General features: G+C 31.6%; 22 protein-coding genes and 1 pseudogene. 10 read left to right on the top strand and 13 right to left on the bottom strand.

Going from position 1 to position 23,647, the window contains the following annotated elements:
- The first annotated feature begins 76 nt into the window (after window positions 1-76).
- Window positions 77-1,318, top strand: coding sequence for an ABC transporter permease (locus GCU34_RS01420; protein ID WP_072780355.1), 1,242 nt, complete (start codon window positions 77-79; stop codon window positions 1,316-1,318).
- Between the two features lie 58 nt (window positions 1,319-1,376).
- Here the strand turns inward: GCU34_RS01420 and GCU34_RS01415 are convergent, their stop codons facing one another.
- From GCU34_RS01415 to GCU34_RS01405, 3 genes are all read right to left on the bottom strand, one after another.
- Window positions 1,377-1,745, bottom strand: coding sequence for a four helix bundle protein (locus tag GCU34_RS01415; protein ID WP_072780356.1), 369 nt, complete (start codon window positions 1,743-1,745; stop codon window positions 1,377-1,379).
- A gap of 39 nt (window positions 1,746-1,784) precedes the next feature.
- Window positions 1,785-2,669, bottom strand: coding sequence for a peptide chain release factor N(5)-glutamine methyltransferase (prmC, locus tag GCU34_RS01410; protein WP_072783329.1), 885 nt, complete (start codon window positions 2,667-2,669; stop codon window positions 1,785-1,787).
- 71 nt (window positions 2,670-2,740) lie between these two features.
- Entirely contained in the window at window positions 2,741-3,217 is a 477-nt protein-coding gene (locus GCU34_RS01405; protein ID WP_084656751.1) for a GNAT family N-acetyltransferase, read from the bottom strand.
- Between the two features lie 67 nt (window positions 3,218-3,284).
- On the opposite strand from GCU34_RS01405, the gene ribD reads away from it, so the two are divergent.
- Genes ribD through GCU34_RS01385 form a run of 4 tightly spaced genes read left to right on the top strand, consistent with a single transcriptional unit; the run spans window position 3,285 to window position 6,425 of the window.
- Window positions 3,285-4,343 (top strand): bifunctional diaminohydroxyphosphoribosylaminopyrimidine deaminase/5-amino-6-(5-phosphoribosylamino)uracil reductase RibD, encoded by a 1,059-nt coding sequence (gene ribD, locus GCU34_RS01400; protein ID WP_072780357.1) that lies wholly within the window; start codon window positions 3,285-3,287, stop codon window positions 4,341-4,343.
- Window positions 4,336-4,947 carry an HAD family hydrolase gene (locus GCU34_RS01395; protein ID WP_072780358.1) on the top strand — a complete coding sequence of 204 codons (612 nt, stop codon included), beginning with the start codon at window positions 4,336-4,338 and terminating at the stop codon, window positions 4,945-4,947. Before ribD ends, GCU34_RS01395 begins: the two co-directional genes overlap by 8 nt.
- Entirely contained in the window at window positions 4,940-5,797 is an 858-nt protein-coding gene (locus tag GCU34_RS01390) for a DMT family transporter (protein WP_072780359.1), read from the top strand. Before GCU34_RS01395 ends, GCU34_RS01390 begins: the two co-directional genes overlap by 8 nt.
- Window position 5,798: 1 nt before the next feature.
- Window positions 5,799-6,425, top strand: a complete 627-nt coding sequence (locus GCU34_RS01385) for an IMPACT family protein (protein WP_072780360.1) — start codon at window positions 5,799-5,801, stop codon at window positions 6,423-6,425.
- Here GCU34_RS01385 and GCU34_RS01380 read toward each other — a convergent pair.
- Window positions 6,420-6,821, bottom strand: coding sequence for an acyl-CoA thioesterase (locus GCU34_RS01380; protein ID WP_072780361.1), 402 nt, complete (start codon window positions 6,819-6,821; stop codon window positions 6,420-6,422). The two genes, GCU34_RS01385 and GCU34_RS01380, sit on opposite strands and share 6 nt — an antisense overlap.
- A gap of 244 nt (window positions 6,822-7,065) precedes the next feature.
- Between GCU34_RS01380 and dnaA the strand changes: the two genes are divergently transcribed.
- Genes dnaA through GCU34_RS01365 form a run of 3 tightly spaced genes read left to right on the top strand, consistent with a single transcriptional unit; the run spans window position 7,066 to window position 9,670 of the window.
- Entirely contained in the window at window positions 7,066-8,493 is a 1,428-nt protein-coding gene (dnaA, locus tag GCU34_RS01375) for a chromosomal replication initiator protein DnaA (RefSeq protein ID WP_072780362.1), read from the top strand.
- Window positions 8,493-8,951 (top strand): low molecular weight protein-tyrosine-phosphatase, encoded by a 459-nt coding sequence (locus GCU34_RS01370; RefSeq protein ID WP_072780371.1) that lies wholly within the window; start codon window positions 8,493-8,495, stop codon window positions 8,949-8,951. Before dnaA ends, GCU34_RS01370 begins: the two co-directional genes overlap by 1 nt.
- The gene (locus GCU34_RS01365) at window positions 8,948-9,670 is read left to right on the top strand and encodes an SAM-dependent methyltransferase (RefSeq protein ID WP_072780374.1); all 723 of its coding nucleotides are present in this window, start codon (window positions 8,948-8,950) and stop codon (window positions 9,668-9,670) included. The genes GCU34_RS01370 and GCU34_RS01365 overlap by 4 nt, the downstream gene beginning before the upstream one ends.
- A gap of 8 nt (window positions 9,671-9,678) precedes the next feature.
- On the opposite strand, the gene GCU34_RS01360 is transcribed toward GCU34_RS01365, so the two are convergent.
- From GCU34_RS01360 to dapF, 6 genes and pseudogenes are all read right to left on the bottom strand, one after another.
- Entirely contained in the window at window positions 9,679-10,326 is a 648-nt protein-coding gene (locus GCU34_RS01360) for a peptidoglycan-binding protein LysM (protein ID WP_072780376.1), read from the bottom strand.
- A gap of 97 nt (window positions 10,327-10,423) precedes the next feature.
- The gene (locus GCU34_RS01355) at window positions 10,424-11,314 is read right to left on the bottom strand and encodes a DUF2279 domain-containing protein (RefSeq protein ID WP_227658714.1); all 891 of its coding nucleotides are present in this window, start codon (window positions 11,312-11,314) and stop codon (window positions 10,424-10,426) included.
- A gap of 123 nt (window positions 11,315-11,437) precedes the next feature.
- Entirely contained in the window at window positions 11,438-12,478 is a 1,041-nt protein-coding gene (gene mltG / locus GCU34_RS01350; RefSeq protein ID WP_072780379.1) for an endolytic transglycosylase MltG, read from the bottom strand.
- Between the two features lie 6 nt (window positions 12,479-12,484).
- Window positions 12,485-13,012, bottom strand: a complete 528-nt coding sequence (locus GCU34_RS01345; RefSeq protein ID WP_072780382.1) for a GNAT family N-acetyltransferase — start codon at window positions 13,010-13,012, stop codon at window positions 12,485-12,487.
- Between the two features lie 9 nt (window positions 13,013-13,021).
- Window positions 13,022-13,654, bottom strand: a complete 633-nt coding sequence (locus GCU34_RS01340) for a putative polyvalent protein kinase domain-containing protein (RefSeq protein WP_227658713.1) — start codon at window positions 13,652-13,654, stop codon at window positions 13,022-13,024.
- A 23-nt stretch (window positions 13,655-13,677) separates the two neighbouring features.
- Window positions 13,678-14,468 (bottom strand): annotated as a pseudogene (dapF, locus tag GCU34_RS01335) (diaminopimelate epimerase).
- Between the two features lie 173 nt (window positions 14,469-14,641).
- On the opposite strand from dapF, the gene GCU34_RS01330 reads away from it, so the two are divergent.
- The gene (locus GCU34_RS01330; protein WP_072780386.1) at window positions 14,642-16,021 is read left to right on the top strand and encodes a trypsin-like peptidase domain-containing protein; all 1,380 of its coding nucleotides are present in this window, start codon (window positions 14,642-14,644) and stop codon (window positions 16,019-16,021) included.
- A 127-nt stretch (window positions 16,022-16,148) separates the two neighbouring features.
- A complete protein-coding gene (locus GCU34_RS01325) occupies window positions 16,149-17,597 on the top strand; it encodes a glyceraldehyde-3-phosphate dehydrogenase (RefSeq protein WP_072780389.1) in 1,449 nt (482 codons plus the stop codon).
- A 47-nt stretch (window positions 17,598-17,644) separates the two neighbouring features.
- Here GCU34_RS01325 and GCU34_RS01320 read toward each other — a convergent pair whose 3' ends face one another.
- The 3 genes from GCU34_RS01320 to GCU34_RS01310 all read right to left on the bottom strand — a co-directional run bounded on the left by GCU34_RS01320 (window position 17,645) and on the right by GCU34_RS01310 (window position 23,550).
- Window positions 17,645-18,307 (bottom strand): Crp/Fnr family transcriptional regulator, encoded by a 663-nt coding sequence (locus GCU34_RS01320; protein WP_072780392.1) that lies wholly within the window; start codon window positions 18,305-18,307, stop codon window positions 17,645-17,647.
- Window positions 18,308-18,388: 81 nt separating this feature from the next.
- On the bottom strand, window positions 18,389-20,653 hold the full coding sequence (locus GCU34_RS01315) for an aconitate hydratase (RefSeq protein ID WP_072780394.1): 2,265 nt from the start codon (window positions 20,651-20,653) through the stop codon (window positions 18,389-18,391).
- 107 nt (window positions 20,654-20,760) lie between these two features.
- Window positions 20,761-23,550: a bifunctional aconitate hydratase 2/2-methylisocitrate dehydratase gene (locus GCU34_RS01310; RefSeq protein ID WP_072780397.1), complete on the bottom strand. Its 2,790-nt coding sequence runs from the start codon at window positions 23,548-23,550 to the stop codon at window positions 20,761-20,763.
- Window positions 23,551-23,647 lie beyond the last annotated feature (97 nt).

The raw sequence follows: 23,647 nt of genomic DNA, 5'->3' as shown, positions 1-23,647 counted from the left end.
ATATTTACTCTTTTACTTTACACTTTTTACTTTTTACTTGTAACAATTTTAAGTTAGTTAAGTCTAATAGTTAACTATGGTAGGATTATTTAAAGAAAACACAAAGATAGCATTAGACTCTATTAAAAGTCAGGCGTTACGAACAACGCTTACTGTTATCATTATTTTAATTGGTATTACGTTTCTTGTTGGTATTTTAACACTTACAAAAGCACTAGAAAATAGTTTATTTGGAAACTTTGCTTCTATGGGAGCCAATACGTTTTCGATAAGTCAATATGATTTTTCTTCAGAAATTTACCAAAATAACGAAGAGTTCAAACCAAATCCTATCATAAGTTATCCTGAAGCAAAGGCTTTTAAAGATCGCTATAATTTTCCATTTACAACGACTTCACTTTCTTTTACCGCAGCTTCAAGTATTGAAGTAAAACACGAAGGAGAGAAAACTGATCCTGAGATTACAATTGTTGGTGTAGACGAAAACTTTTGTCCTAACAAGGGTTTAGAAGTAGTTAAAGGGAGAAATTTCAACGCTTTTGATATTATCAACAACAATTATGTTTGTGTTTTGGGTTCCGATTTTGAAAAAGGATTATTTAAAGATAAAAACCCAATTGATAAAACTATTTCAATTCGCGGTGCCAAATTTAAAGTAATTGGCGTTTTAAAAGAAAAAGGTTCCACTTTTGGAAACAGTCAGGATTTAAGAGTTTTAATCCCTAATCAAATTGCACGTTCTATATTTTCGCAACCTAATATTAATTATGATTTATCGGTAATGGTTAATAAAGACGGACTTTTAAATGAAGCTGTGGATAATGCTAAAATTACAATGCGTCAAATTCGTCATTTAAACCCAATTGAAAAAGAAAACTTTGGTATTTCGAGAAGTGATGATTTAATTCAACGATTGGGCGATAATATTGCTGTAATCAATTGGATTGCAATTGTAATTGGTGCTATTACTGTTTTTGGTTCTACAGTAGCTTTAATGAATATTATGTTAGTTTCTGTAACAGAAAGAACGCGAGAAATTGGTATCAGAAAAGCATTAGGTGCCAAAAAATCTACAATTGCTTGGCAATTCTTTACAGAAACTTTTGTGATTAGTCAAATTGGTGGAATTTTAGGAATAATCTTCGGAATTCTTTTAGGTTCAGGAATCGCAATGGGATTCGGATTTATATTTTCAATTCCGTGGTTAGCCATTATTGCAGCTTTTATTACCACATTTTTGGTAACCATTATTTCTGGTCTATTTCCTGCTATTAAAGCTTCAAAATTAGATCCAGTTGAAGCATTGCGATATGAGTAAATTTTAATTACAATTTACGAAGTTAGGATTACAAAAAATTGTTTTTAATTAAAAATAATTAGCTTCTGGAATTTTGATTGTTTCTTGATGTTTTTATTGAAGCCACAACAATAGCTAGAATTTCATTTCCTTCTTTTAAAAGATACTCTATTTCTATTTTTAAATCTTTATCAGTATTAATTTCAGAAATAATTTCAAGGAAAAATAAACTCTCATCTGCTTCCTCCTCAACTATTTTTAATTTATTTATAAAATCTGCTGTTGATTTAGCACGCTGAGAAGCTCTATAATTTGCCCCTACTGAGCTTGAACATCTTATTAATTGATTTACATATGCGTTAAATTCTCTTGTATGCGGCAATTTTGAACACAACAAAGAACAATTTATTGTAAACTTTTTTGTCCTTGATTTCATGTCTATTCTCATATCATTTTTTATCTAAAAAATCTCAAACTTCGTAACTCGTTATTCATACCTCTTACATTTTATCATCCTATCATTACCTTTTAAATCTTTTCTCAATTCGATATTTTGATAACCAAGTTGGATTAACATTTCAACTGTTTCTTTGCCTAAATATTGATTGATTTCAAAAAAAAGAAAACCACTAGGTTTTAAAGCTTGTAATGCCAGTTGGGCAATTTTTCTGTAGAAAAGCAAAGCATCGTTGTCTTCTACAAATAGTGCCAAATGCGGTTCATATTCTAAGACATTCTTTTTGATTTCTACTTTTTCTAAATTTCTAACATAAGGCGGATTAGAAACTATAACATCAAATTTAGGAAGACTTCTCGACTCCGCTCGAAGTGACAATAAATCTTCGACTTTTAAAATATCTGACTGAATAAAATTTACTTGAACTTCATTTTGCTTCGCATTAAACTTTGCAACTTCCAATGCTTCTTCAGAAATATCAATTGCAAAAACTTCAGCTTCTGGTAAATTAGTTTTTAAACTAATGGGAATACAGCCAGTTCCAGTTCCAATGTCAAGAATAGTCCTCTCGACTCCGCTCGATGTGACATACTTTTGACTTTCGATAATCCATTCAACTAATTCTTCTGTTTCAGAGCGAGGAATTAAAGTATTTTCATTCACTTTAAATGGCAAACCATAAAACCAAGCTTCACCTAAAATATATTGAATTGGTTTTTCTTGTTTTAAATCGGAAATGATAGTTTCCCACTCTGCAATATTTTGAATTTCAAAATCAGGTTTTAAGGAAAAATCAATACGACGAATTTTATAGAAATGCTCCGTTATCATGAAGAAAAAAATATCTATTTCTTCTACATCATAAATATTTTCTAACTGATTCTGAAATTGTATTTTAAGTTCTTTTATTTTCACTTTAACTATTTGATTATTCTCTTGTTTTCGATACAATTTTTCTTTCAGAAAATCACTCAAACTGACGAAAACTATAATTCTTTTATCATCCAAACATCGCAACTTGTATGTCCTGTTGCTCCAAGTGGTTTATCTAAATATTGAAAACCCATTTTTTCATAAAGTTTTCGAGCACTTTCCATAAAAGGTAAAGTTTCTAAATAACAATATTTAAAGCCTTGTTCTTTAGCAAATGCTAAACAATTTTCAATAATTTGTTTACCTAAACCCAATCCTCTAGCTTCTGGTGCAAAATACATTTTTTGCAATTCGCAATACGCATTTTCTCCATTTTGTAGAGATGCTAAACCTCCTCCACCTACTATTTTCCCTTCGTTTTCAATAACAAAATAAATAGATTTAGGTTCTTGATACACTTCATATAAAGTATCTAAAATAGGATCAGCGTAAGCTGTTCCACATTTTGGTGCATCTAACTCGTCAAAAACATTGCGAATTATTGTTGCAATTTGTGGATTATCTTCTTTTTTAATGGTTCTAATATTCATAATGTAAAAGTAATTAAATTCAGACAAGAAATTGAGAATCACAATCTAAAAACATTAATTTTGTAAGATGATGACACATGAACATTTTATGCAACGCGCCATTCAATTGGCAAAAAATGGATTAGGAACAACTTATCCAAATCCGCTTGTAGGAAGTGTTATTGTACATAACGGAAAAATTATTGGCGAAGGTTGGCATAAAAAAGCTGGTGAACCTCATGCTGAAGTTAACGCTGTAAATTCGGTTAAAGATAAGTCTTTACTTAATGAAGCAACTATTTATGTAACTCTAGAACCATGTAGTCATTTTGGAAAAACGCCACCTTGTTGCGATCTTATAATAGCAAATGAAATTCCAAATGTTATTGTAGGAACCATTGATCCGTTTGCTAAAGTTGCAGGAACAGGAATTCAAAAATTAAAAGATTCTGGTAAAAATGTAATGGTTGGAATCTTAGAAAAAGAATGTCAGGAGTTAAACAAAAGATTTTTTACATTTCATCAAAAAAAGCGCCCTTATATTATTTTAAAATGGGCCGAAAGTGAAGATGGTTTTCTTGCACCAGATAAAATTCTTAGACAAGCTCAGAATGACAATCGCCCTTATTGGATTACCAATATTTATTCGCGACAATTGGTTCATAAATGGCGAACTGAAGAACAAGGTATTCTTGTTGGTACACAAACTGTCTTAGATGACAACCCTAGTTTAGACGCACGAGATTTTTTTGGAACTAATCCTACCCGAATAATAATTGACAAAAGCAATAAGATTGATGAGTCCTTTAATGTGAAAAACGGAAAAATCAATACTTTAATATTTTCAGAATCTATTTTTTTAACAGAAATTCAAAAATATTCACATAAAAAAAGTATATTTGATACTCATTTTTTATTTTTCCTACTAAATGAATTATACCACGAAAACATTCAATCTGTTATAATTGAAGGTGGTAAAAAAACTTTGGAATCGTTTCTTGAAAAAAATCTTTGGGACGAAGCTCGAGTTTTTGTTGGAAAAAATAAATTATACAACGGATTAAAAGCCCCAAAAATTAAAGCAATTCATTGTGAACATCAATTCATAATGAATGATGAACTAAAAACATATAGAAATTATGATTGATGCTATTATTTTTGACTTTGGTGACGTTTTTATCAATATTGACAAAGAACATTGTCATAACCAACTGAAAAAATTAGGGTTAAAAGAATGGAATAGCGAATTAGACATTCTTAATCATAATTATGAAATAGGAAAAATTGACGAAATTCAATTTATGGGAGGTTTACAAAAACATATTCCAAATGCAAGTGTTCTTGAAATTAGAGACGCTTGGAATACTGTTTTAAAAGATTTTCCTGAAAACCGATTAGAGTTTATACAAATGCTTGCTCCAAAATACAAAATGTACTTGCTAAGCAATACTGACCGAACACATATTGAAAAATTTGAACATAAATTTGGACTATCTTTTGCGAGAGATTTTTACAGTTGTTTTGAGAAGGTTTACTTTTCTTTTGAATTTGGATTTAGAAAACCCGATGAAAAAGCATTTCAATTTATCTTAAACAATCATCATTTAATTCCTAAAAAAACACTTTTTGTTGACGACAACGCTGACAATATTGCTAGTGCAAAAAATCTTGGACTTAAGACTTGGCATTTGAATCCAAAAACTGAAGATGTTGTACAACTTTTAGATTATATGAAAAACTTAAATGATTAATATTTTATTAGCACTCTTTTTTTCAGGGTGTTTGTACATTGCTTTTAAAATCTTCAAACATTTTAATGTAGATACTTTTCAAGCAATTGTTTTCAATTATCTTATTGCTTTTATTTTAGGTTTAATTTTAAACCAATCGAATATAGAATTACACCAAGTTTACGAACAAGGTTGGTTTGCTAATTGTGTAATTTTAGGCATTTTATTTATAGTTGTTTTTTACGTAATAGGAAAAACTACTCAAGTTAACGGTTTAACAGTAGCTTCAGTAGCCAGTAAAATGTCTATGATTATTCCTATTCTATTTGGAATTTTCTATTTTAAAGAAAACGTAACAAATTTAATTGTACTAGGAATTGTTTTAGCACTTTTTGCTGTTTTCTTTGTTTCCAAAAATGAAAATGAGAAAATAAATTTTTCCTCATTTAAGTTTCCAATTCTTTTATTTTTTGGCGCAGGAATTATTGACACTTTAATTAATTACGCACAGCATACTCATTTAACAAAAGATGAAGTAAGCTTATTTTCAGGTTTTACCTTTCTATTTGCTTTTATTTTTGGCTGTTTTTCAATAGTTTATAAAATTTTAAAAAAAGAATTTCACTTTGAACTTAGAAATTTCATAGCAGGAATTGCTTTAGGTGTTCCCAACTTCTTTTCGATGTTTTATTTAACTAAAGCATTACAAACCGAAAACATGGACAGTTCAATAATTTTTACAATATTAAATATTGGTGTAATTTTGTTCACAACATTTGTTGGCATTATCTTTTTTAAGGAAAAAATGAGCAAACAAAATTATTTCGGAATTGCCTTAGCCATTATAGCGCTATTTTTAGTTACCAATTAACATGAATGAAAACGAAATTATTGACACTTACAAAACCATAGACCAACCCTCAATTGAAGTTTTATTTAAAGATAAAAACAGTAAATTTTTTGGTTACGCTATTCCAGTTACTAGTGAAGATGAAATTAAAGAACATTTAGCAGAACTTAAAAAACAACATTTTTCTGCTAGACACTGGTGTTACGCATTTCAAATTGGAACTGAAACAAAATACCATAGAGCTAATGATGATGGCGAACCTAACAATAGTGCTGGAATGCCTATATATGGCCAAATTCAATCTTTTGAAGTAACTAATGTTTTAGTAGTTGTAGTTCGTTATTTTGGCGGAGTAAAATTGGGCGTCAGTGGTTTAATAAATGCTTATAAAACTACTGCGCAAATGGCTTTAGAAGAATGTGAAATAATTGAAAAAACTATTGACAAACATTTCTTAGTAAACTTCGATTACAAAAACATGAATAAAGTTATGCGTGTTATCAAGGAAAAAAACATTTCAATAGTTAATCAGAAAATGGAATTAGCTTGTGAAATTGAAATAGCAACACGAAAAAAAAATGCTGAAGAAATCTTCAACATTTTTAATACACTTTTCGAAGTATCCATTAAAGAAAAAGAAGATTTATAAAAGCTCAACTTTTTCACTAACATATTTTGGAGCCATAGTTGGTCTTCCCGTTTTCATATCAACAAATACTAGTACGGAATTTCCAGTTGTTAATAACTCGTTTGCTTCATTATAAATTTCGTAATCAAATTCAATTTTAACAGAACTCAGTTTCTTCAAAATTGTTCTTATAGTCAGTAAATCATCGTAACGCGCCGATTTCTTATAATTCATAGAAAGCGAAACTACAGGAAGCATTACACCATTATCTTCCATCCATTTATAAGAGACTCCAAGATTCCTTAACCACTCTACTCTTCCCATTTCAAAATACTGCGCATAATTCCCGTGATAAACCACACCCATTTGATCTGTTTCAGCATATCGCACCCGGACTTGTATATCAAAAATTTTCATAAATATTTTCGTATTTTTTTTATTTTGTAAGATAACACTTTAATATTAAAGAAATGTTAAAAAAAAATTTCCTAAACCAAAAAATGGTTTACAATATTTTTTTCAAAAAATCAATACCAAATCAATTTTTTTTTACAAAAAATTGTTCACATATTTGTTATCCCAAAGAAATAAAAACCTGCTCAAGGGCTAAGCCCTGAAAAACAATTTATTAACCTTTAAGCAACTATAAAAAAGTTTATCTATGAGTAAAACTGCGCAATCAGTATGGGAAAACTGTCTGTCATTCATAAAGGATAATATCCAAGAACAAGCCTATAAAACTTGGTTCGAACCGATACAGTCAGTTGACTTAACAGACAATGCGCTTTCTATTCAAGTGCCTAGTAAATTCTTTTACGAATGGCTAGAAGAACATTATGTTAAACTTTTAAAAGTAGCATTAACTAAAGAACTTGGACCAAACGCAAAGTTATTGTATAAAATTAAGATGGAAAACTCTTATAACAATAAACTTCCGTTTACACACCAAATTCCTAGTAACGATAGACAAGCAGTAAAACCTCAAGAGGTTGATGTACCTATTGTACAAAAAGATCCTGAACTAAAAAATCCTTTTATAATTCCTGGTATACGAAATATTAACATAGATTCTCAACTAAATTCTAATTATAGTTTTGATAATTTCTTAGAAGGAGATTCAAACCGATTAGCTAGAAGTGCTGGTATGGCAGTTGCCAATAAACCAGGAGGAACTTCATTTAATCCTTTGTTAATATTTGGTGGTGTTGGACTTGGTAAAACACATTTAGCTCATGCAATTGGTGTTGAAATCAAAGAAAAACATCCTGAAAAAACAGTTTTATATATTTCGGCTGAGATTTTTACGCAACAATATATTGAATCTGTTAAGAAAAATACACGTAACGATTTTATTCACTTCTATCAATTAATAGATGTACTAATTATTGATGACGTTCAATTTTTATCAGGAAAATCTGGAACACAAGATGTTTTCTTTCACATTTTCAACCATTTACACCAAAATGGAAAACAGGTTATTTTAACATCTGATAAAGCTCCTGTCGATATGCAAGATATTGAACAACGTTTATTATCTCGTTTCAAATGGGGACTTTCAGCGGAGCTACACCAACCTGATTATGAAACACGTATTTCTATCTTAAAAAACATTTTATATCGAGATGGTGTAGAAATGCCAGAAGAAATTATAGAATATGTTGCAAAAAATATCAAATCAAACGTAAGAGAACTTGAAGGAGCAATAATTTCTTTAATTGCTCAATCTTCTTTCAATAAAAAAGAAGTTACAATTGAACTTGCAAAACAAGTTGTAGAGAAATTTGTTAAAAATATTAAACGTGAAATTTCTGTTGATTACATCCAAAAGATTATTTCAGATTACTTTCAACTTGATATTGAAACGCTACAATCGAAAACACGTAAAAGAGATGTTGTTCAAGCTCGTCAATTAGCCATGTTTTTCGCTAAGAAATACACAAAAAATTCTTTAGCAAGTATTGGTAGTCAAATTGGAAATAGAGATCATGCAACGGTTCTTCATGCTTGTAAAACTGTAGACAACTTAGTTTCTACTGATAAACAATTCCGTAAGTTTGTTGATGATTTAAACAAAAAACTATCGCAATAATGCCTACTAAAATTTTAATGGTTTGTTTAGGCAACATTTGTCGTTCTCCATTAGCAGAAGGCATCTTACAAGCTAAACTTTCCAAAAATGATTTTATAGTAGATTCAGCAGGAACAGGCGGATGGCATGCAGGCGAAAAACCAGACAAACGATCAATTGCCATTGCTAAACAAAAAGGATTAGATATTTCTCAGCAAAAAGCACGACAATTTTCAGCAAAAGATTTTAAAGAATTTGATTTTATCTATGCTATGGATATGTCGAATTACAAAAATATTTTGTCGCTAGCTGAAAATGAAGCAGACAAAACAAAAGTTACATTAATACTTAACGAATTATTTCCTGGCGAAAATGTTGAAGTTCCAGATCCATACTATGGAGGAGTTGATGGTTTTGAGAATGTTTATAACATGCTCGACAAAGCTTGTGATGTAATTGCAGAAAAACTAACAAAATGAAACCTTTACAATTTTTAGGCAAACTTTACTTAATCCCAACTACACTGGGAGAAATGAATCCTGAAGATGTATTACCTCAAACCATAAAACGAAGCATAGATTTTATTGACCATTTTATAGTTGAAAACGAAAAAACTGCAAGACGCTTTATAAAAAGTGTTCAGCCTGATAAAAAACAATCAGAACTTAAACTTAGTCTCCTTAACAAGCATACTGAAACCAGCGAACATTATAAAATGCTAGAGCCTCTTTTAAATGGTTTAAATGTTGGATTAATGAGTGAAGCGGGTTGTCCTGGTGTTGCAGATCCAGGTGCTGTAATTGTAAAATTAGCACACGACAAAGGAATTCAAGTTGTTCCTCTAGTAGGTCCAAGTTCAATTTTATTAGCTATAATGGCGAGTGGCATGAACGGGCAAAGCTTTGCATTTAATGGTTATTTACCAATTGATAACAATGAAAAGAAAGCTGCAATAAAACAATTTGAAAGACTATCACAAGAAAAAAACCAGTCGCAATTATTTATTGAAACTCCCTATAGAAACAATAAACTTTTTGAAGATTTAGTAAATATTTTACAACCCAATACACACCTTTGTATTGCTTGTGATATTACTTTACCTACCGAGTTTATTAAAACTAAAACTATAAAAGAGTGGAAAAAAAACAAGGTCGACTTACATAAGCGACCTTGCATATTCATTATTCACAAAGAATAATTAATTTTTTAATCTAAATCTACTTTAGCATTTTTATTTGCAGGAATGTGTGATACATCATATCCTTCAAATTTTTTAATGTAACTTCTTAATGAAGTTCCGAAACCGTCTTTAAAACCGCTTCTTCCGTTACTTCTCAAATACTTTTTTACAGAACCAGCTCCACCTAAATGTGCTGCTGCTAAAAGTCCAGATTCAGTAATTTCAATGCCGTTTATTTTTCTACCGCAATATTTTTCAATTTCATTGCGCAGTTCCCATTTATTTCTAGCAATTAAAGCTCTAAACGCTTTTTCTTGCCAATCGGCATTATGAAGGAATTCTTGAAAATCGTAAATTCCTAAAGTTCTTAGAGTACTTCTTCCGAATTGGTATTTTCCCATATATCCAAATGGATTTACCAAACTAAGTTTTCCTCTTGATTCTTTAAAAGCAATTGCTTCTCTAAAACCTACGAATGTTTTTCCTACAAACGGAATTACAACACTCGTTTCACTTTCTAGCTCATTTCCTTCTGAAGGCACTCCGTAAACATAGTTACTGTTTTTATCTAAATAGAATCCTTCAAGTGTTTCAGTTTTTGCTGAATTAAATCCTGTTAAAACTGATAGTACTAGGATGGTTAGTCCCAAAAAATACAAACCTTTTTTCGTCATAAATTTTCATTTCTCAGCGTCTGTCACCCATCTGAAATTTGCGGGGACAAATATACGAAAAAAATTAGAATATTGATTTACAGGTTGTTAAACTTTTCTAAAAGTAGACAAAGTGCCCTTTAACTCCGTTAAAATCACCTATTTGAAGTGTTGGTGCAGGAACTTTTATGGTATTAAATGCAGAAAAAATAGTCTTTAAAAAATGAGATTTTGTTTCAATTTTCGTCAAATCTACATCGAGAGAAAGATAAAATTCGCGACTTGGAGATTGGGAAATTCCGTTTTCAAAAGCTTCGGAATTTGACCCATAAATCATCCCAGTTCCACCATAACCCAAAGCTACATTTAACCATTTTGGTAAAACTTTTGAATGCGTAAAAGAATATAAATTAAAAGAAAGCCAATAAGTTTGTCCGTTATAATCTTTTAATAACTGCTCATTAAAAGAATTTCCTAGAGTTTCTGGTCTATTTTGAGCAAAATGAGTTTGATGGAAAGAAAATTTTGGTGTTATTCTTTGTTCGTGCCAAAGTAATTCTTGCCCCACATAAAGCCCTGTTCCCGAAGCATTTGCCAACATATCGCCCCAAGAAAAACCCCATTCTTGAGAATAACCATCGAAAATTTCTACTACTGTTAAAAATCCAAAACCAACTGTTGCACCATATAACAATTGTTCCTTTTTTAAGGCACCGCTCCAAGCTAAAACATCAGCACCAATTTTTCCAACATGGTAAGTAGAATAAAAATGTCCGACCTTATCTAGTTGTAACCATTGATTATTATCATTAATCGTATGAAAATTTGATTTTGGATAATCTTTATACCATAATTGGTTCAATCCTATTAAAGCTCCTCCTAGAGTAACACCTTCTGTAATGAGAACGGTTTTTTTTCTAGTAACATTTAAAGTATCTGAAGGTTTAAAAAAGTTATCAAAACTTGATTGTCCGAAACTTAAAAAGTTGGCAAATAAAAAAAACGACAACACCGTAACCCTGATGGAAGTGATATCCTTTTTTGTTTTCAACAATGTATGAAGAAACAAAAAAGATTTAACGTACAGCAGGAAAAAGGCAAACTGAGACAACTTATAGTTTCGTTTCAAACCTTATCTATTAATTCCTAGTTTATTTACCCAGTTGGCATACTTTCTCGCATTTACCATATGAGCATCATAATTAGAAGCAAAAGCATGATAACCAGGATTATCTGGACTAGCACAAAAATATAGATAATCGTGTTTCTCTGCGTTTAAAACTGCATCGATAGAAGAAATATCTGGCATAAAAATTGGTCCAGGTGGCAATCCAGCGTATTTATAAGTATTATAAGGAGAATCTATGATTAAATCGTTGTGAAAAACTCTTTTTATTACTTGATCAAAATCGCCTGATTGTTTTTTAATTGCATAAATAACCGTTGGATCAGCTTGTAAAGGCATTCCTGTAGCTAATCTGTTTAAATAAACTCCAGCTACTCGTGGTCTTTCACTTACTTTTGCAGTTTCTTTTTGAACAATTGAAGCCAATACTGAAACTTGTTGAGGCGTTAAATTTAAACTAGCAGCTTTGCTTTTTCTTTCATCGTTCCAAAAAATGTGGTATTCTTTAGCTAATCTATCAGCAAGTTTTTCAGCTGAAGTATTCCAGTAAAACTCATAAGAATTAGGAATGAAAAGACTTAAAACATTTTCGCTATCAATTTCATTTTTACTCAAAAAATCTTTATTAGTAAAAGCATTCATTAATTCAATGCTATCTGGCTCTAATTGATTTGCTAGACGTTGCGCAAATTTTTCGATACTTTCTTGATTGTTAAAAGCAACATTTACAGGAATATTACTTCTTAAAGCACGAACCATATCGAAACTGTTCATGTTTTGTTTTAGTAAAAACTTACCTGCTTTAGTATTGGTAAAATAATTTCTTTTATTGGCTACGAATTCAAATTTACTCCAATCTTTTACAAACGGACTTATAGCTTCTTTTACTTCTTCTTGAGTTGCATTTGTAGGAATATAAACAAACACTTCTTTTTGAACAAAAGTAGTATTAGCTGTAAAAGCTTTGTAATAAACATAACCAGCCATACTTCCTAAAACAATTAAACCTGATACAGCAATAATTGCAATTATTTTTTTTAGATTCAAGGGAACTTATTTTTCGTTAATTAACTGAAATAAAATTTCATCTTTATATTGATTGTTAATTTTATTCCATTGTTTTTTAATACCAATTTTTTGAAAGCCAAATTTAGTAAAAAGTTGCAAACTCGGTTCATTATCAGTCGATATGTTTGCATATAATTGATGTAACTGAAGATTTGAAAAACTATACTTTATTAATAAATCTAATGCTTCCGTTCCAATTCCTTTATTTCTATCAGAAGAATTTTGAATTAAAATTCCTATTCCTGCGCGAGAATGTTGTGGATCGAAATCAAACAAATCGATTAATCCGATTGCTTGAGTAGTATCATTTTTACAAATAGCTAAACGTAATTGTTTGGCCTCGTAAATATCTTGATGTGCATTTTCGAGATACTGACGAATTAAAAATTTACTATAAGGTGTTTGAGTATGACTTACTTCCCAAATAGATTCATCATTCTCAATTAAGTAAATGAACTCTAAATCTTCGGGTTCAAGAGCTCGTAAAAATATATTTTGTCCTTTTAAAGTCATTTTCATTTATTATTTCGACCAAAATGCATCAGTAATATAAAAAACAGTGTCAATAAAATAAAGAGTTTCATTTTTAGTCAATACATTTTCATCATGCAAATCTTCTAAAATTATTCCTAACTCAATATTATAATAATCATTATTTCGAGTATTTTCAAAACCGTTTTGTATTAAAAACTCTTTCACTAAACTCAAATCTGTTTTATCAGTAATAGAAACAAAAGCTTGTTTGACTATTGCATATAATACATTATCATTTTTGGTAAAACCAATTAATTCATACGCAGTATCTGCAAAAAAATAATTATGAAGTAATAAATTGTGAAAATAATCTATCCAAGAAGTATAATAAATTGAATCATTTAATTTTAAAACATGTTCCGAATCTGTTAAATACACTTTTTGTTCGGCACCTTCACTTACATATTGAGAAAAATCAACAGTATTTAACCATAAATTATTTTGAGAAATAAAAAGTTCTAATTTCTCTTTTTCTTCTTCTTTGAAGTGCTTTGTTCCTTTAGCCACTGTGCTTGTTCGCGTGCAGTTTTCAAGGTAACTGGTAATTGTTTGGATAATTGTTCCAAACCTAACTTCGTACGTTCCCGAAAAGACATTGTGTAATTCATCTTTTATAGTCATTTGTGTAACAAATATACAATATTTTAATAACTCGCTATTTCAATTTCTCCTTTAAAAACAAATTTTGCGGGGCCTATTAAAAAAACATTTTTATATGTTCCGTTATCTTCTTCGAATTTAACTTTTAATTCGCCGCCTTCAACTTGCATTGCGACTTCATTTTGAAACACTTTTTTGTTTTCAAAAAGTGCTATTGCAACCGCTGTTACACCTGTTCCACAAGACAAAGTTTCATCTTCAACACCTCTTTCATATGTTCGTACTGCAAATTTGTCATTTTCTAATGGAGAAACGAAATTTACATTACTTCCCTGTTTTCCATACAAGTCAGAATATCTAATTGAAGCCCCCTTTTCTTTAACATTCACATTTCTAACATTCTCAACAAACTCTATGTGGTGCGGAGAACCTGTATTTAAAAAGGTATATGTGTTTTCAACATCAACTTTATCAACATCAATCATTTGCAGTGAAACAATTCCTTCCGTATCAATAGTCGCAAAATGATAACCATCTATTGCTTCAAATTCAGCTTTCTTATCCACTACATTTAAATGTTTTGCAAACGCTACCAAACATCTTCCCCATTTCCACACATACTACTTTCATTACCATCAGAATTATAATACACCATTCTAAAATCATATTTATCATGATTCTCTAACAAAATGAGCCCATCTGCACCAATACCAAAACGTCTATCACATAAAAATGCAACAAGTTTGGTATCATTTTTGGGAAAATTTTTTTGACGATTATCAATCATGACAAAATCGTTACCCGTTCCTTGGTATTTGTAAAAAGTAAATTTCATTATACAAAAATACAAAATACACAGTATAAAATAGTGATTTTAATTAAATGAAAAATTGAGCAAAAAGTTAACATCCTTAATAAAAAGTTAAACACTGTTAACTACACGTTAAACTGATTTTTTGTTAAAAAAATGTATTTAATTTTACTATATAAAATAAAAGCTATTAAAAAATGAAAAGATTAGGAAGTTTATTATTAGTTTCACTTTTAAGTGGTGCTATCACATTAGGAGCTTATAAATTATTTTTAGAACCCAAATCTAATACCATTACGACTGTTGCTCCTACTTTTAGTAAAAATGTAAGTTTAGGCGCTGAAAATATTGATTTTACGGCTGCAGCTGATATGGCTGTACACAGCGTTGTACACGTAAAGAATGTAAGTGTAAGAAAAGTATACAACCCCATTATGGAATTTATTTATGGCTCTAGAGGTGGAGGAATGCAACAAGAACAAGTAGGAACTGGTTCTGGAGTAATTATTTCAGAAGATGGTTATATTGCTACAAATAATCACGTAATTCAAGATGCAACTCAATTAGAAGTTACATTAAATAACAATAAAACTTATAAAGCAAAACTTGTAGGTACTGATTCTAAAATGGACATTGCACTATTAAAAATTGATGCAGATGAAAAACTACCTTACATGGTTTTTGGCGATTCAGAAGCAATAAAAGTTGGAGAATGGGTTTTAGCGGTTGGAAATCCATACAATTTAAATTCAACTGTAACCGCAGGTATTGTTTCTGCAAAGGCTAGAGATTTAAGTAATTCGGGGTTACAATCATTTATTCAAACAGATGCTGCCGTAAATCCAGGAAATAGTGGTGGCGCTCTAGTAAATACAAGAGGTGAATTAATTGGAATTAATACCATGATTTCATCTCCAACAGGAAGTTACGCAGGATATTCATTTGCAGTACCATCAAATATTACGAGAAAAATTATTGAAGATTTAATGCAATTTGGAAATGTTCAAAGAGGAATTTTAGGTGTAGAAGGATCAGAACTTAATAGTGCTGTTGCAGACAACTTAGGAGTAAGTCAAACACAAGGATTTTATGTTGCTGGAGTTACTAAAAAATCTGGGGCTGAAAAAGCTGGAATTAAAGAAGGTGATATCATTATTAAATTAGACGATAAAAAAGTGAACTCATTTAGCGATTTAACTTCTTACATCAACACCAAAAGACCAGATGATGTTATAAATGTTACAGTTATTAGAGATGAAAATGAAAAAATAATTCCGGTTAAATTAAGCAAAAAAGAACTTTTAGTTTATGAAGCAAACGGAATTGAATTTGAAGACATTACAAATAATGACAAACAAAAATTCAATGTAGATTATGGCATTAAAATTAAATCAGTTACCAATGATGAATACAAAGGATATGCAAATGAATTAGAAGGTGCGATTATCTTAAGCATTGATGGAAAAAGAACTTCTAATGCACAAAGTGCTGCCGAATATATTAAATCGAAAGGAAATCAAAAATCTCAATATCAATTGATAACATCAAATGGTGAAATAATGAGAGCTATTTTATAAACAATTAATAATTACTGTTTGAGTGCGTGTTTTACAACACGCACTTTTTTTATTAAAATGTTTTACGAAAACGATTGAAATAAGTACTTTTGCACCAAAATTATAAACAACACTATATTTTTACTTCATGAATAATAACGTTTTATACGAGAAAGAACTTGCTTTTCAAGCCGACAGAAGAAAAGCTTGTGTAGAATTTATTAAAATTATTAGCGATTTATGGTACGACAAATCAATCGAATTGGTATTATTTAGAAATCAATTAATTGATAGAAATGTAAGCGATATCATTAATCTACACGAATATGCAGGTGCATTTGTTCAAAAACCGATTAATGTTTTTGATTCTGTAGAGATTGCCAGAGCAATTGAAAGCTTAGATTTACCACCATCAAAATTAGACATTGGTAAACTTACTTATGAATATCATTTAGAAGATGAAAAATATAATGATGCTAAAGCATTTGTTATAGACAAATTGAAAAATGCAAAAAGCTACAATGAAATTAAACCTAAAGATGTAGTACTATACGGTTTTGGTAGAATTGGACGTTTATTAGCTCGCGAAATGATGAGCAAAATGGGTAAAGGTCAACAATTAAGATTAAGAGCAATTGTAGTTCGCGATAAAAATGATGCTGTTTTATTAGAAAAAAGAGCTTCATTACTACGTTATGATTCTGTACATGGTGATTTTGAAGGTTCAGTTCAAGCTGATCCAGAAAACAATGCTTTAATTATTAATGGTACAACTGTACATATTATTTCAGCTGGAAGTCCAGAAGAAATTGATTATACAAAATATGGAATTGAAGATGCATTGGTAATCGATAATACAGGTGCATTTACAACTGAAGAAGCATTAAGCAGACATTTAACTTCAAAAGGAGTTGAAAAAGTATTGTTAACTGCTCCTGGTAAAGGTGTTCCAAACATTGTTTATGGTGTTAATCATAATGATTTTAACCCAGACGAAGTTAAAATTTATTCTGCTGCTTCTTGTACCACAAATGCTATTACGCCAGTTTTAGCTGCAATGGAAGAAACTCTTGGAGTTGTAAAAGGACATTTAGAAACTATTCATGCTTATACAAACGACCAAAATTTGGTTGACAACATGCATAAAAAATACCGTCGTGGTAGAGCTGCTGCTTTAAACATGGTAATTACAGAAACTGGTGCTGGTAGTGCAGTTGCAAAAGCCTTACCTTCTTTAGCTGGTAAATTAACTTCGAATGCAATTCGTGTTCCTGTTCCAAACGGATCATTAGTTGTATTAAACTTAGAAGTTGGTAAAGAAACTACTATTGAGGAAGTAAATAACATTCTTAAAAAATATGCTTTAGAAGGAAACTTAGTAGAGCAAATTAAATATTCTTTAAACAATGAATTAGTTTCTTCTGATATTGTTGGTAGTTCAGCACCATCAATTTTTGATAGCAATGCTACTATTGTTTCACCTGATGGCAAAAATATTGTTATGTATGTTTGGTACGATAACGAGTATGGCTACAGCCACCAAGTTATAAGATTAGCAAAATACATTTCTAAAGTAAGACGTTACGCTTATTATTAATAAGTTAGAAATTTATACTACACAAAAATAGCCTTCAAATTTGAAGGCTATTTTTTTAATATTATTTCTTTTCTATTAAAATCAAGATAATCTTCATCGTTCAACTCATTTATTAGAATATTCAATGTTGGTCGAGAAGTTCCAATTAAGGTTGCAATTTCCTTTTGAGTATAAGGATGTCGAATAACCGTGTAACCCGAAACTTTATTTACATAACCAAATTCTTCTGCTAACTCATTAATAAATTCTTTTAATCTCGTTTTGGCATCTTTAAAAAGCATTAACTGCAATCTTCTCTCTAGTTTTTTAAATCGGAAACCAATAAACTTATAAATTTTTAAGCTAAAATTTTTGTGTTGACGAAGCAATTCCAACATTTCTTCCGAAGAAATTCTACATACTGACGTTCCATTTTCTAAAACTTGAGCAAACTCATCTCTTTTTTCTTCACCTAAAATCGCTTTTTCACCAAAAATTTCGCCTTTAGTTAAAATAGCAGTAATTACTTCTTCCCCATCATCATTAACATAACCTAATTTTATTTTACCACTATTTATCAAAAAAATTTTATTAGCCTGATCGTCTTCAAAATAAATAAATTCATTCTTTTTATAGCCATCAAATCTATGTGAATGAGTTGATTTATTATACTTATGCGGACACATTAGCGAAAATAAATTTACATCATCAAAATACCAAAGCGAGTTCATTTTTCTAAAATTAAAATTAAATGTACAAAAAACGCCCAACTAAAGTTGAGCGTTTAATATTTATTTAAGATATAAACTTTTTTATGCTTTTCCTGCTGCAATTAAATTTAGCGCAGAACCCGCTTTAAACCATTCTATTTGACCTTCATTATAAGTATGATTAGCCAAAATAATATCTTTCGAACCATCAGCGTGGACAAATTCAAGAGTTAATGGCTTTCCTGGAGCAAACTCAGTTAAATCTAAGAAATTGATAGTATCATCTTCTTGAATTTTATCATAATCTGCTTCGTTAGCAAAGGTTAATGCTAACATTCCTTGCTTTTTTAAGTTGGTTTCGTGGATACGTGCAAAAGATTTTACTAATACCGCTTTAACTCCTAAGTGACGAGGCTCCATAGCAGCGTGCTCACGAGATGAACCTTCTCCATAGTTTTGGTCACCAACAACAATTGATGGAACTCCTGCAGCTTTATATGCTCTTTGAACAGCAGGAACAGCATCATAACTACCATCTAATTGGTTTTTAACTTTATTTGTTTCCTGGTTAAATGCATTTACAGCACCAATCAACATATTATTCGAGATATTATCTAAGTGACCGCGAAAACGTAACCAAGGGCCAGCCATAGAAATATGGTCGGTTGTACATTTTCCAAATGCTTTGATTAACAATTTTGCTCCTGTAATATTCTTTCCATCCCAAGCCGGGAATGGTTCTAATAATTGTAAACGATCAGAGGTTGGAGAAACCGCAACCTGAACAGAAGAGCCATCTGCAGCTGGTGCTTGGAAACCAGGATCTTGAACATCAAAACCTTTAGTTGGTAATTCATCTCCAAAAGGTGGATTCAATTTTACCGCTTCTCCCTTATCATTTAACAAGGTATCTGTAATAGGGTTAAAATCCAAACGTCCTGAAATTGCTAATGCAGCAACCATCTCTGGAGAGGTTACAAAAGCATGCGTATTCGGATTTCCATCGGCTCTTTTTGAAAAATTTCGATTAAAAGAATGCACAATGGTATTCTTTTCTTGTTTGTCTGCTCCTTCTCTATCCCATTGTCCAATACAAGGTCCGCAAGCATTGGTAAATACTTTGGTTCCCATCTTTTCGAAATCGGCAATAATTCCGTCTCTTTCAATTGTATAACGAATTTGTTCCGAACCTGGGTTAATACCAAATTCTGCTTTTGGAGTTATACCATGCGCCACAGCTTGCCTTACAATAGAAGCAGCACGCGACATATCTTCGTATGATGAATTGGTACATGACCCAATTAAGCCCCATTCCACTTTTATTGGCCAACCGTTAGCTTCAGCTTCAGCTTTCATTTTAGAAACTGGCGTTCCTCTATCTGGAGTAAAAGGTCCATTAATATGAGGTTCTAATTCAGATAAATTGATTTCTATTAATTGATCAAAATATTGAGCTGGATTTGCATAAACTTCAGCATCTGCAGTTAAATAAGAAGCTACTTTATCTGCAGCATTTACAACATCTTGACGACCTGTTGCCGCTAAATATCTTCTCATAGAATCGTCGTAACCAAAAGTTGAAGTAGTAGCTCCAATTTCAGCACCCATATTACAAATAGTACCTTTACCTGTACATGACATTGCTTCTGCACCTTCTCCAAAATATTCTACAATAGCTCCAGTTCCTCCTTTTACGGTTAAAATATCAGCTACTTTTAAAATTACATCTTTTGGAGCCGTCCAACCGTTTAATTTACCTGTTAGTTTTACTCCAATTAATTTGGGAAATTTTAATTCCCAAGACATACCCGACATTACATCAACAGCATCAGCTCCACCAACACCAATTGCTAACATTCCTAGACCACCAGCATTAACTGTATGCGAATCGGTACCAATCATCATCCCTCCTGGAAATGCATAATTTTCAAGCACAATTTGATGAATAATTCCTGAGCCTGGTTTCCAAAATCCAATTCCGTATTTATTAGATACTGATGATAAGAAATCGAAAACTTCTTTAGATTGTTTATTGGCTAACTCTAAGTCTTGTTTTGCTCCATTTTTTGCTAAAATTAAATGGTCGCAGTGAACTGTTGTTGGAACCGCAACTTTACTTTTTCCAGCATGCATGAATTGCAATAACGCCATTTGCGCGGTTGCGTCTTGACAGGCTACTCTATCAGGAGCAAAATCAACATAATCTTTACCTCTTGTAAACGCCTGAGTTGGCATTCCATCCCATAAATGGGAATATAAAATCTTTTCGGATAATGTAAGTGGACGACCAACTAATTCACGAGCTCTATCAATACGAGTTGCCATAGTTTCGTACACTTTTTCAATCATTTCAATATCAAAAGCCATACTTAATATATCTTATTTTGTTAGTTAATTTGAAAACACAATTTACGAAAAAATTGGCAACCACTAAAAAAAAGCCTGAGTTTTAACTCAGGCTTAACTTATATTAATTATCTAACTAATTGTTTGTGCGGTGGCGCAAACTTTGTCAAGTTAATACCATCAACAGCTGCAGTATATTCTTCAATATTAGGAGTTCTTCCTAAAATTGTTGACAAGACAACAACTGGTGTTGAAGATAGTAACGATTCTCCTTTTTTCTCAGCAGAATCTTCTACAACTCTTCCTTGGAATAAACGTGTAGATGTTGCCATAACTGTATCTCCTTTAGCAGCTTTTTCTTGGTTACCCATACAAAGGTTACAACCTGGACGCTCTAAATACAACATGTTTTCGTATTCTGTACGCGCAATAGCTTTTGGTGCATTATCATCAAATTCAAAACCTGAATATTTTTGTAACACTTCCCAATCACCTTCTGCTTTTAATTCATCAACGATGTTGTATGTTGGAGGAGCAACAACTAAAGGCGCTTTGAATTCCACTTTACCTTGTTGTTTCTCAATATTTTTCAGCATCTGAGCTAAGATTTTCATATCGCCTTTGTGTACCATACAAGATCCGATGAATCCAAGATCTACTTTTTTATCTCCACCATAATATGATAATGGTCTGATGGTATCGTGCGTATAACGTTTAGAAACATCGATATTATTTACATCTGGGTCAGCGATCATAGGTTCTGCAATTTGATCCAAATCAACCACTACTTCAGCATAATATTTAGCATTAGCATCTGGCGTTAAAGCAGGTTTTGATCCCGACTGAATTTCAGCAATTCTCTTATCTGCTTTTTCAATTAAACCTTTCAATACACCTTTAGCATTATCCATGCCCTTATCGATCATGATTTGGATTCTACCTTTAGCAATTTCTAATGATTCAATTAAAGTAGCGTCTTCAGAAATACAGATTGAAGCTTTTGCTTTCATTTCAGCAGTCCAGTCAGTAAATGTAAACGCTTGGTCTGCAGTTAATGTTCCAATGTGAACTTCAATAACTCTACCTTGGAATACGTTTTCACCCCCAAATTGGTGCAACATTTGAGCTTGTGTAGCGTGAACGACATCGCGGAAATCCATATACGATTTCATTTCCCCCTTAAATGTTACTTTTACTGATTCTGGAATTGGCATAGAAGCCTCACCAGTTGCTAAAGCAAGCGCGACAGTTCCTGAATCTGCACCGAACGCAACACCTTTTGACATACGAGTATGAGAGTCACCTCCAATAATAATTGCCCACTCATCAACCGTAATATCATTTAAAACTTTGTGAATAACGTCGGTCATTGAATGATACACTCCTTTTGGGTCACGAGCCGTAATTAACCCGAAATCGTTCATAAATTTCATCAACTTCGGAATATTGGTTTGTGCTTTTTTATCCCAAACTGAAGCGGTATGACAACCTGATTGATAAGCTCCGTCAACAATAGGTGAAATTGTTGTAGCCGCCATAGATTCTAACTCTTGGGCAGTCATTAAACCTGTTGTATCTTGAGAACCTACAATATTTACTTCTACTCGAACATCTGATCCTGCATGCAATACTTTTCCTGGAGTAGTTCCTACTGCATTTCTGTTGAAGATTTTTTCTACCGCTGTAAGTCCTTGGCCTTCGATTGAAATTTCTTTTGAAGGAGCAAATACAACTGGAGCTTCAATTCCTAGAGTTTTTGCAGCAAATGTTTGTAGTTTTTTACCAAATACGATAGCATAAGAACCACCTGCTTTGATAAATTCCATTTTTTGAGGAGTGAAAGCTTTTGATATATCAATCAATTCTTTATCTCCATTATATAATTTTTTTGTTTTGGTATTGATAGTTAAAACTGTACCTGTAGCAACTGAATATACTTGCTCTAAAATTGGCTCTCCATTTTCATCGCGAACTAATTCTCCGTTTGCATCTGTTTTTTTAACCCAGTTTTTTAAATCGATTCCGATTCCACCTGTTACGTCAACTGTAGTTAAGAAAATTGGGGAAATTCCGTTTGTACCACCTACGATTGGAGCAAAGTTTACAAAAGGCACATAAGGACTTGCTTGTTTTCCTGTCCAAAGTGCTACGTTGTTAACCCCAGACATACGTGAAGAACCTACACCCATTGTACCTTTTTCAGCAATTAACATTACTGATTTATCTGGATGTTGTGCTTGTAACGCTTTAATTTCTGCTTGAGCTTCAGGCGTAATCATACATTTTCCGTGTAATTCACGGTCAGAACGCGAGTGCGCTTGGTTACCAGGAGAAAGTAAATCGGTTGAGATATCTCCTTCGCCAGCAACAAAAGTAACTACTTTAATTTCTTCCGCTACTTCAGGAAGTTTTGTAAAGAACTCTGCTTTTGCATAACTTTCTAAAATAGCTTTAGCTACAGCATTGCCTTTTTCAAAAGCTTCTTTTAAACGCGCCATATCAGCATCGTATAAAAATACCTGAGTTTTTAAAACTTCAGCCGCTTGTTTTGCAATAACTTCTTCATTACCTAAAGCTAAATCTAGTAATACTTCAATTGAAGGACCACCTTTCATGTGAGACAACAATTCGAAAGCAAAAACAGGTGTAATTTCACTTACTACTGACTCGCCAATAATAATTTCTTTTAAAAATTTTGCTTTAACACCAGCTGCTGGAGTAGTTCCAGGTAAAGTATTATAGATAAAAAACTTAAGTGAATCTTCGCGATTTGTGCTATTTGAATCTTTAATTTGTGCAATAATTGCGTCTAATAATTCTGCACCATCGATAGGTTTGGGATGAAGACCTTGTGTTTTACGTTCTTCTATTTCCTTGATGTAATCGTTGTAAACATTCTTTTGAATATCAGAATCCATACTTATTAATATGTTATAGTGTTAGTAAATTTTGAATGCCAAATTTATAAAATCTTAATGAGATTTAAAAATTTTTAATAAAACGAGAAAATCAAAG

The organism is Flavobacterium haoranii (assembly GCF_009363055.1).
In the GTDB taxonomy this organism is placed as follows: Bacteria; Bacteroidota; Bacteroidia; order Flavobacteriales; family Flavobacteriaceae; genus Flavobacterium; species Flavobacterium haoranii.
Note: the sequence above shows the minus strand (reverse complement) of the source record. Positions and strands in the feature narration are given on the sequence as shown.

What these genes read in the sequence shown, in the direction of transcription:
- GCU34_RS01420 (WP_072780355.1), top strand. Translation starts at nt 77, where the DNA reads ATGGTAGGATTATTTAAAGAAAACACAAAGATAGCATTAGACTCTATT.
- GCU34_RS01415 (WP_072780356.1), bottom strand. Translation starts at nt 1,745, where the DNA reads ATGAGAATAGACATGAAATCAAGGACAAAAAAGTTTACAATAAATTGT.
- GCU34_RS01405 (WP_084656751.1), bottom strand. Translation starts at nt 3,217, where the DNA reads ATGAATATTAGAACCATTAAAAAAGAAGATAATCCACAAATTGCAACA.
- ribD (WP_072780357.1), top strand. Translation starts at nt 3,285, where the DNA reads ATGATGACACATGAACATTTTATGCAACGCGCCATTCAATTGGCAAAA.
- GCU34_RS01395 (WP_072780358.1), top strand. Translation starts at nt 4,336, where the DNA reads ATGATTGATGCTATTATTTTTGACTTTGGTGACGTTTTTATCAATATT.
- GCU34_RS01390 (WP_072780359.1), top strand. Translation starts at nt 4,940, where the DNA reads ATGATTAATATTTTATTAGCACTCTTTTTTTCAGGGTGTTTGTACATT.
- GCU34_RS01385 (WP_072780360.1), top strand. Translation starts at nt 5,799, where the DNA reads ATGAATGAAAACGAAATTATTGACACTTACAAAACCATAGACCAACCC.
- GCU34_RS01380 (WP_072780361.1), bottom strand. Translation starts at nt 6,821, where the DNA reads ATGAAAATTTTTGATATACAAGTCCGGGTGCGATATGCTGAAACAGAT.
- dnaA (WP_072780362.1), top strand. Translation starts at nt 7,066, where the DNA reads ATGAGTAAAACTGCGCAATCAGTATGGGAAAACTGTCTGTCATTCATA.
- GCU34_RS01370 (WP_072780371.1), top strand. Translation starts at nt 8,493, where the DNA reads ATGCCTACTAAAATTTTAATGGTTTGTTTAGGCAACATTTGTCGTTCT.
- GCU34_RS01365 (WP_072780374.1), top strand. Translation starts at nt 8,948, where the DNA reads ATGAAACCTTTACAATTTTTAGGCAAACTTTACTTAATCCCAACTACA.
- GCU34_RS01360 (WP_072780376.1), bottom strand. Translation starts at nt 10,326, where the DNA reads ATGACGAAAAAAGGTTTGTATTTTTTGGGACTAACCATCCTAGTACTA.
- GCU34_RS01345 (WP_072780382.1), bottom strand. Translation starts at nt 13,012, where the DNA reads ATGACTTTAAAAGGACAAAATATATTTTTACGAGCTCTTGAACCCGAA.
- GCU34_RS01340 (WP_227658713.1), bottom strand. Translation starts at nt 13,654, where the DNA reads ATGACTATAAAAGATGAATTACACAATGTCTTTTCGGGAACGTACGAA.
- GCU34_RS01330 (WP_072780386.1), top strand. Translation starts at nt 14,642, where the DNA reads ATGAAAAGATTAGGAAGTTTATTATTAGTTTCACTTTTAAGTGGTGCT.
- GCU34_RS01325 (WP_072780389.1), top strand. Translation starts at nt 16,149, where the DNA reads ATGAATAATAACGTTTTATACGAGAAAGAACTTGCTTTTCAAGCCGAC.
- GCU34_RS01320 (WP_072780392.1), bottom strand. Translation starts at nt 18,307, where the DNA reads ATGAACTCGCTTTGGTATTTTGATGATGTAAATTTATTTTCGCTAATG.
- GCU34_RS01315 (WP_072780394.1), bottom strand. Translation starts at nt 20,653, where the DNA reads ATGGCTTTTGATATTGAAATGATTGAAAAAGTGTACGAAACTATGGCA.
- GCU34_RS01310 (WP_072780397.1), bottom strand. Translation starts at nt 23,550, where the DNA reads ATGGATTCTGATATTCAAAAGAATGTTTACAACGATTACATCAAGGAA.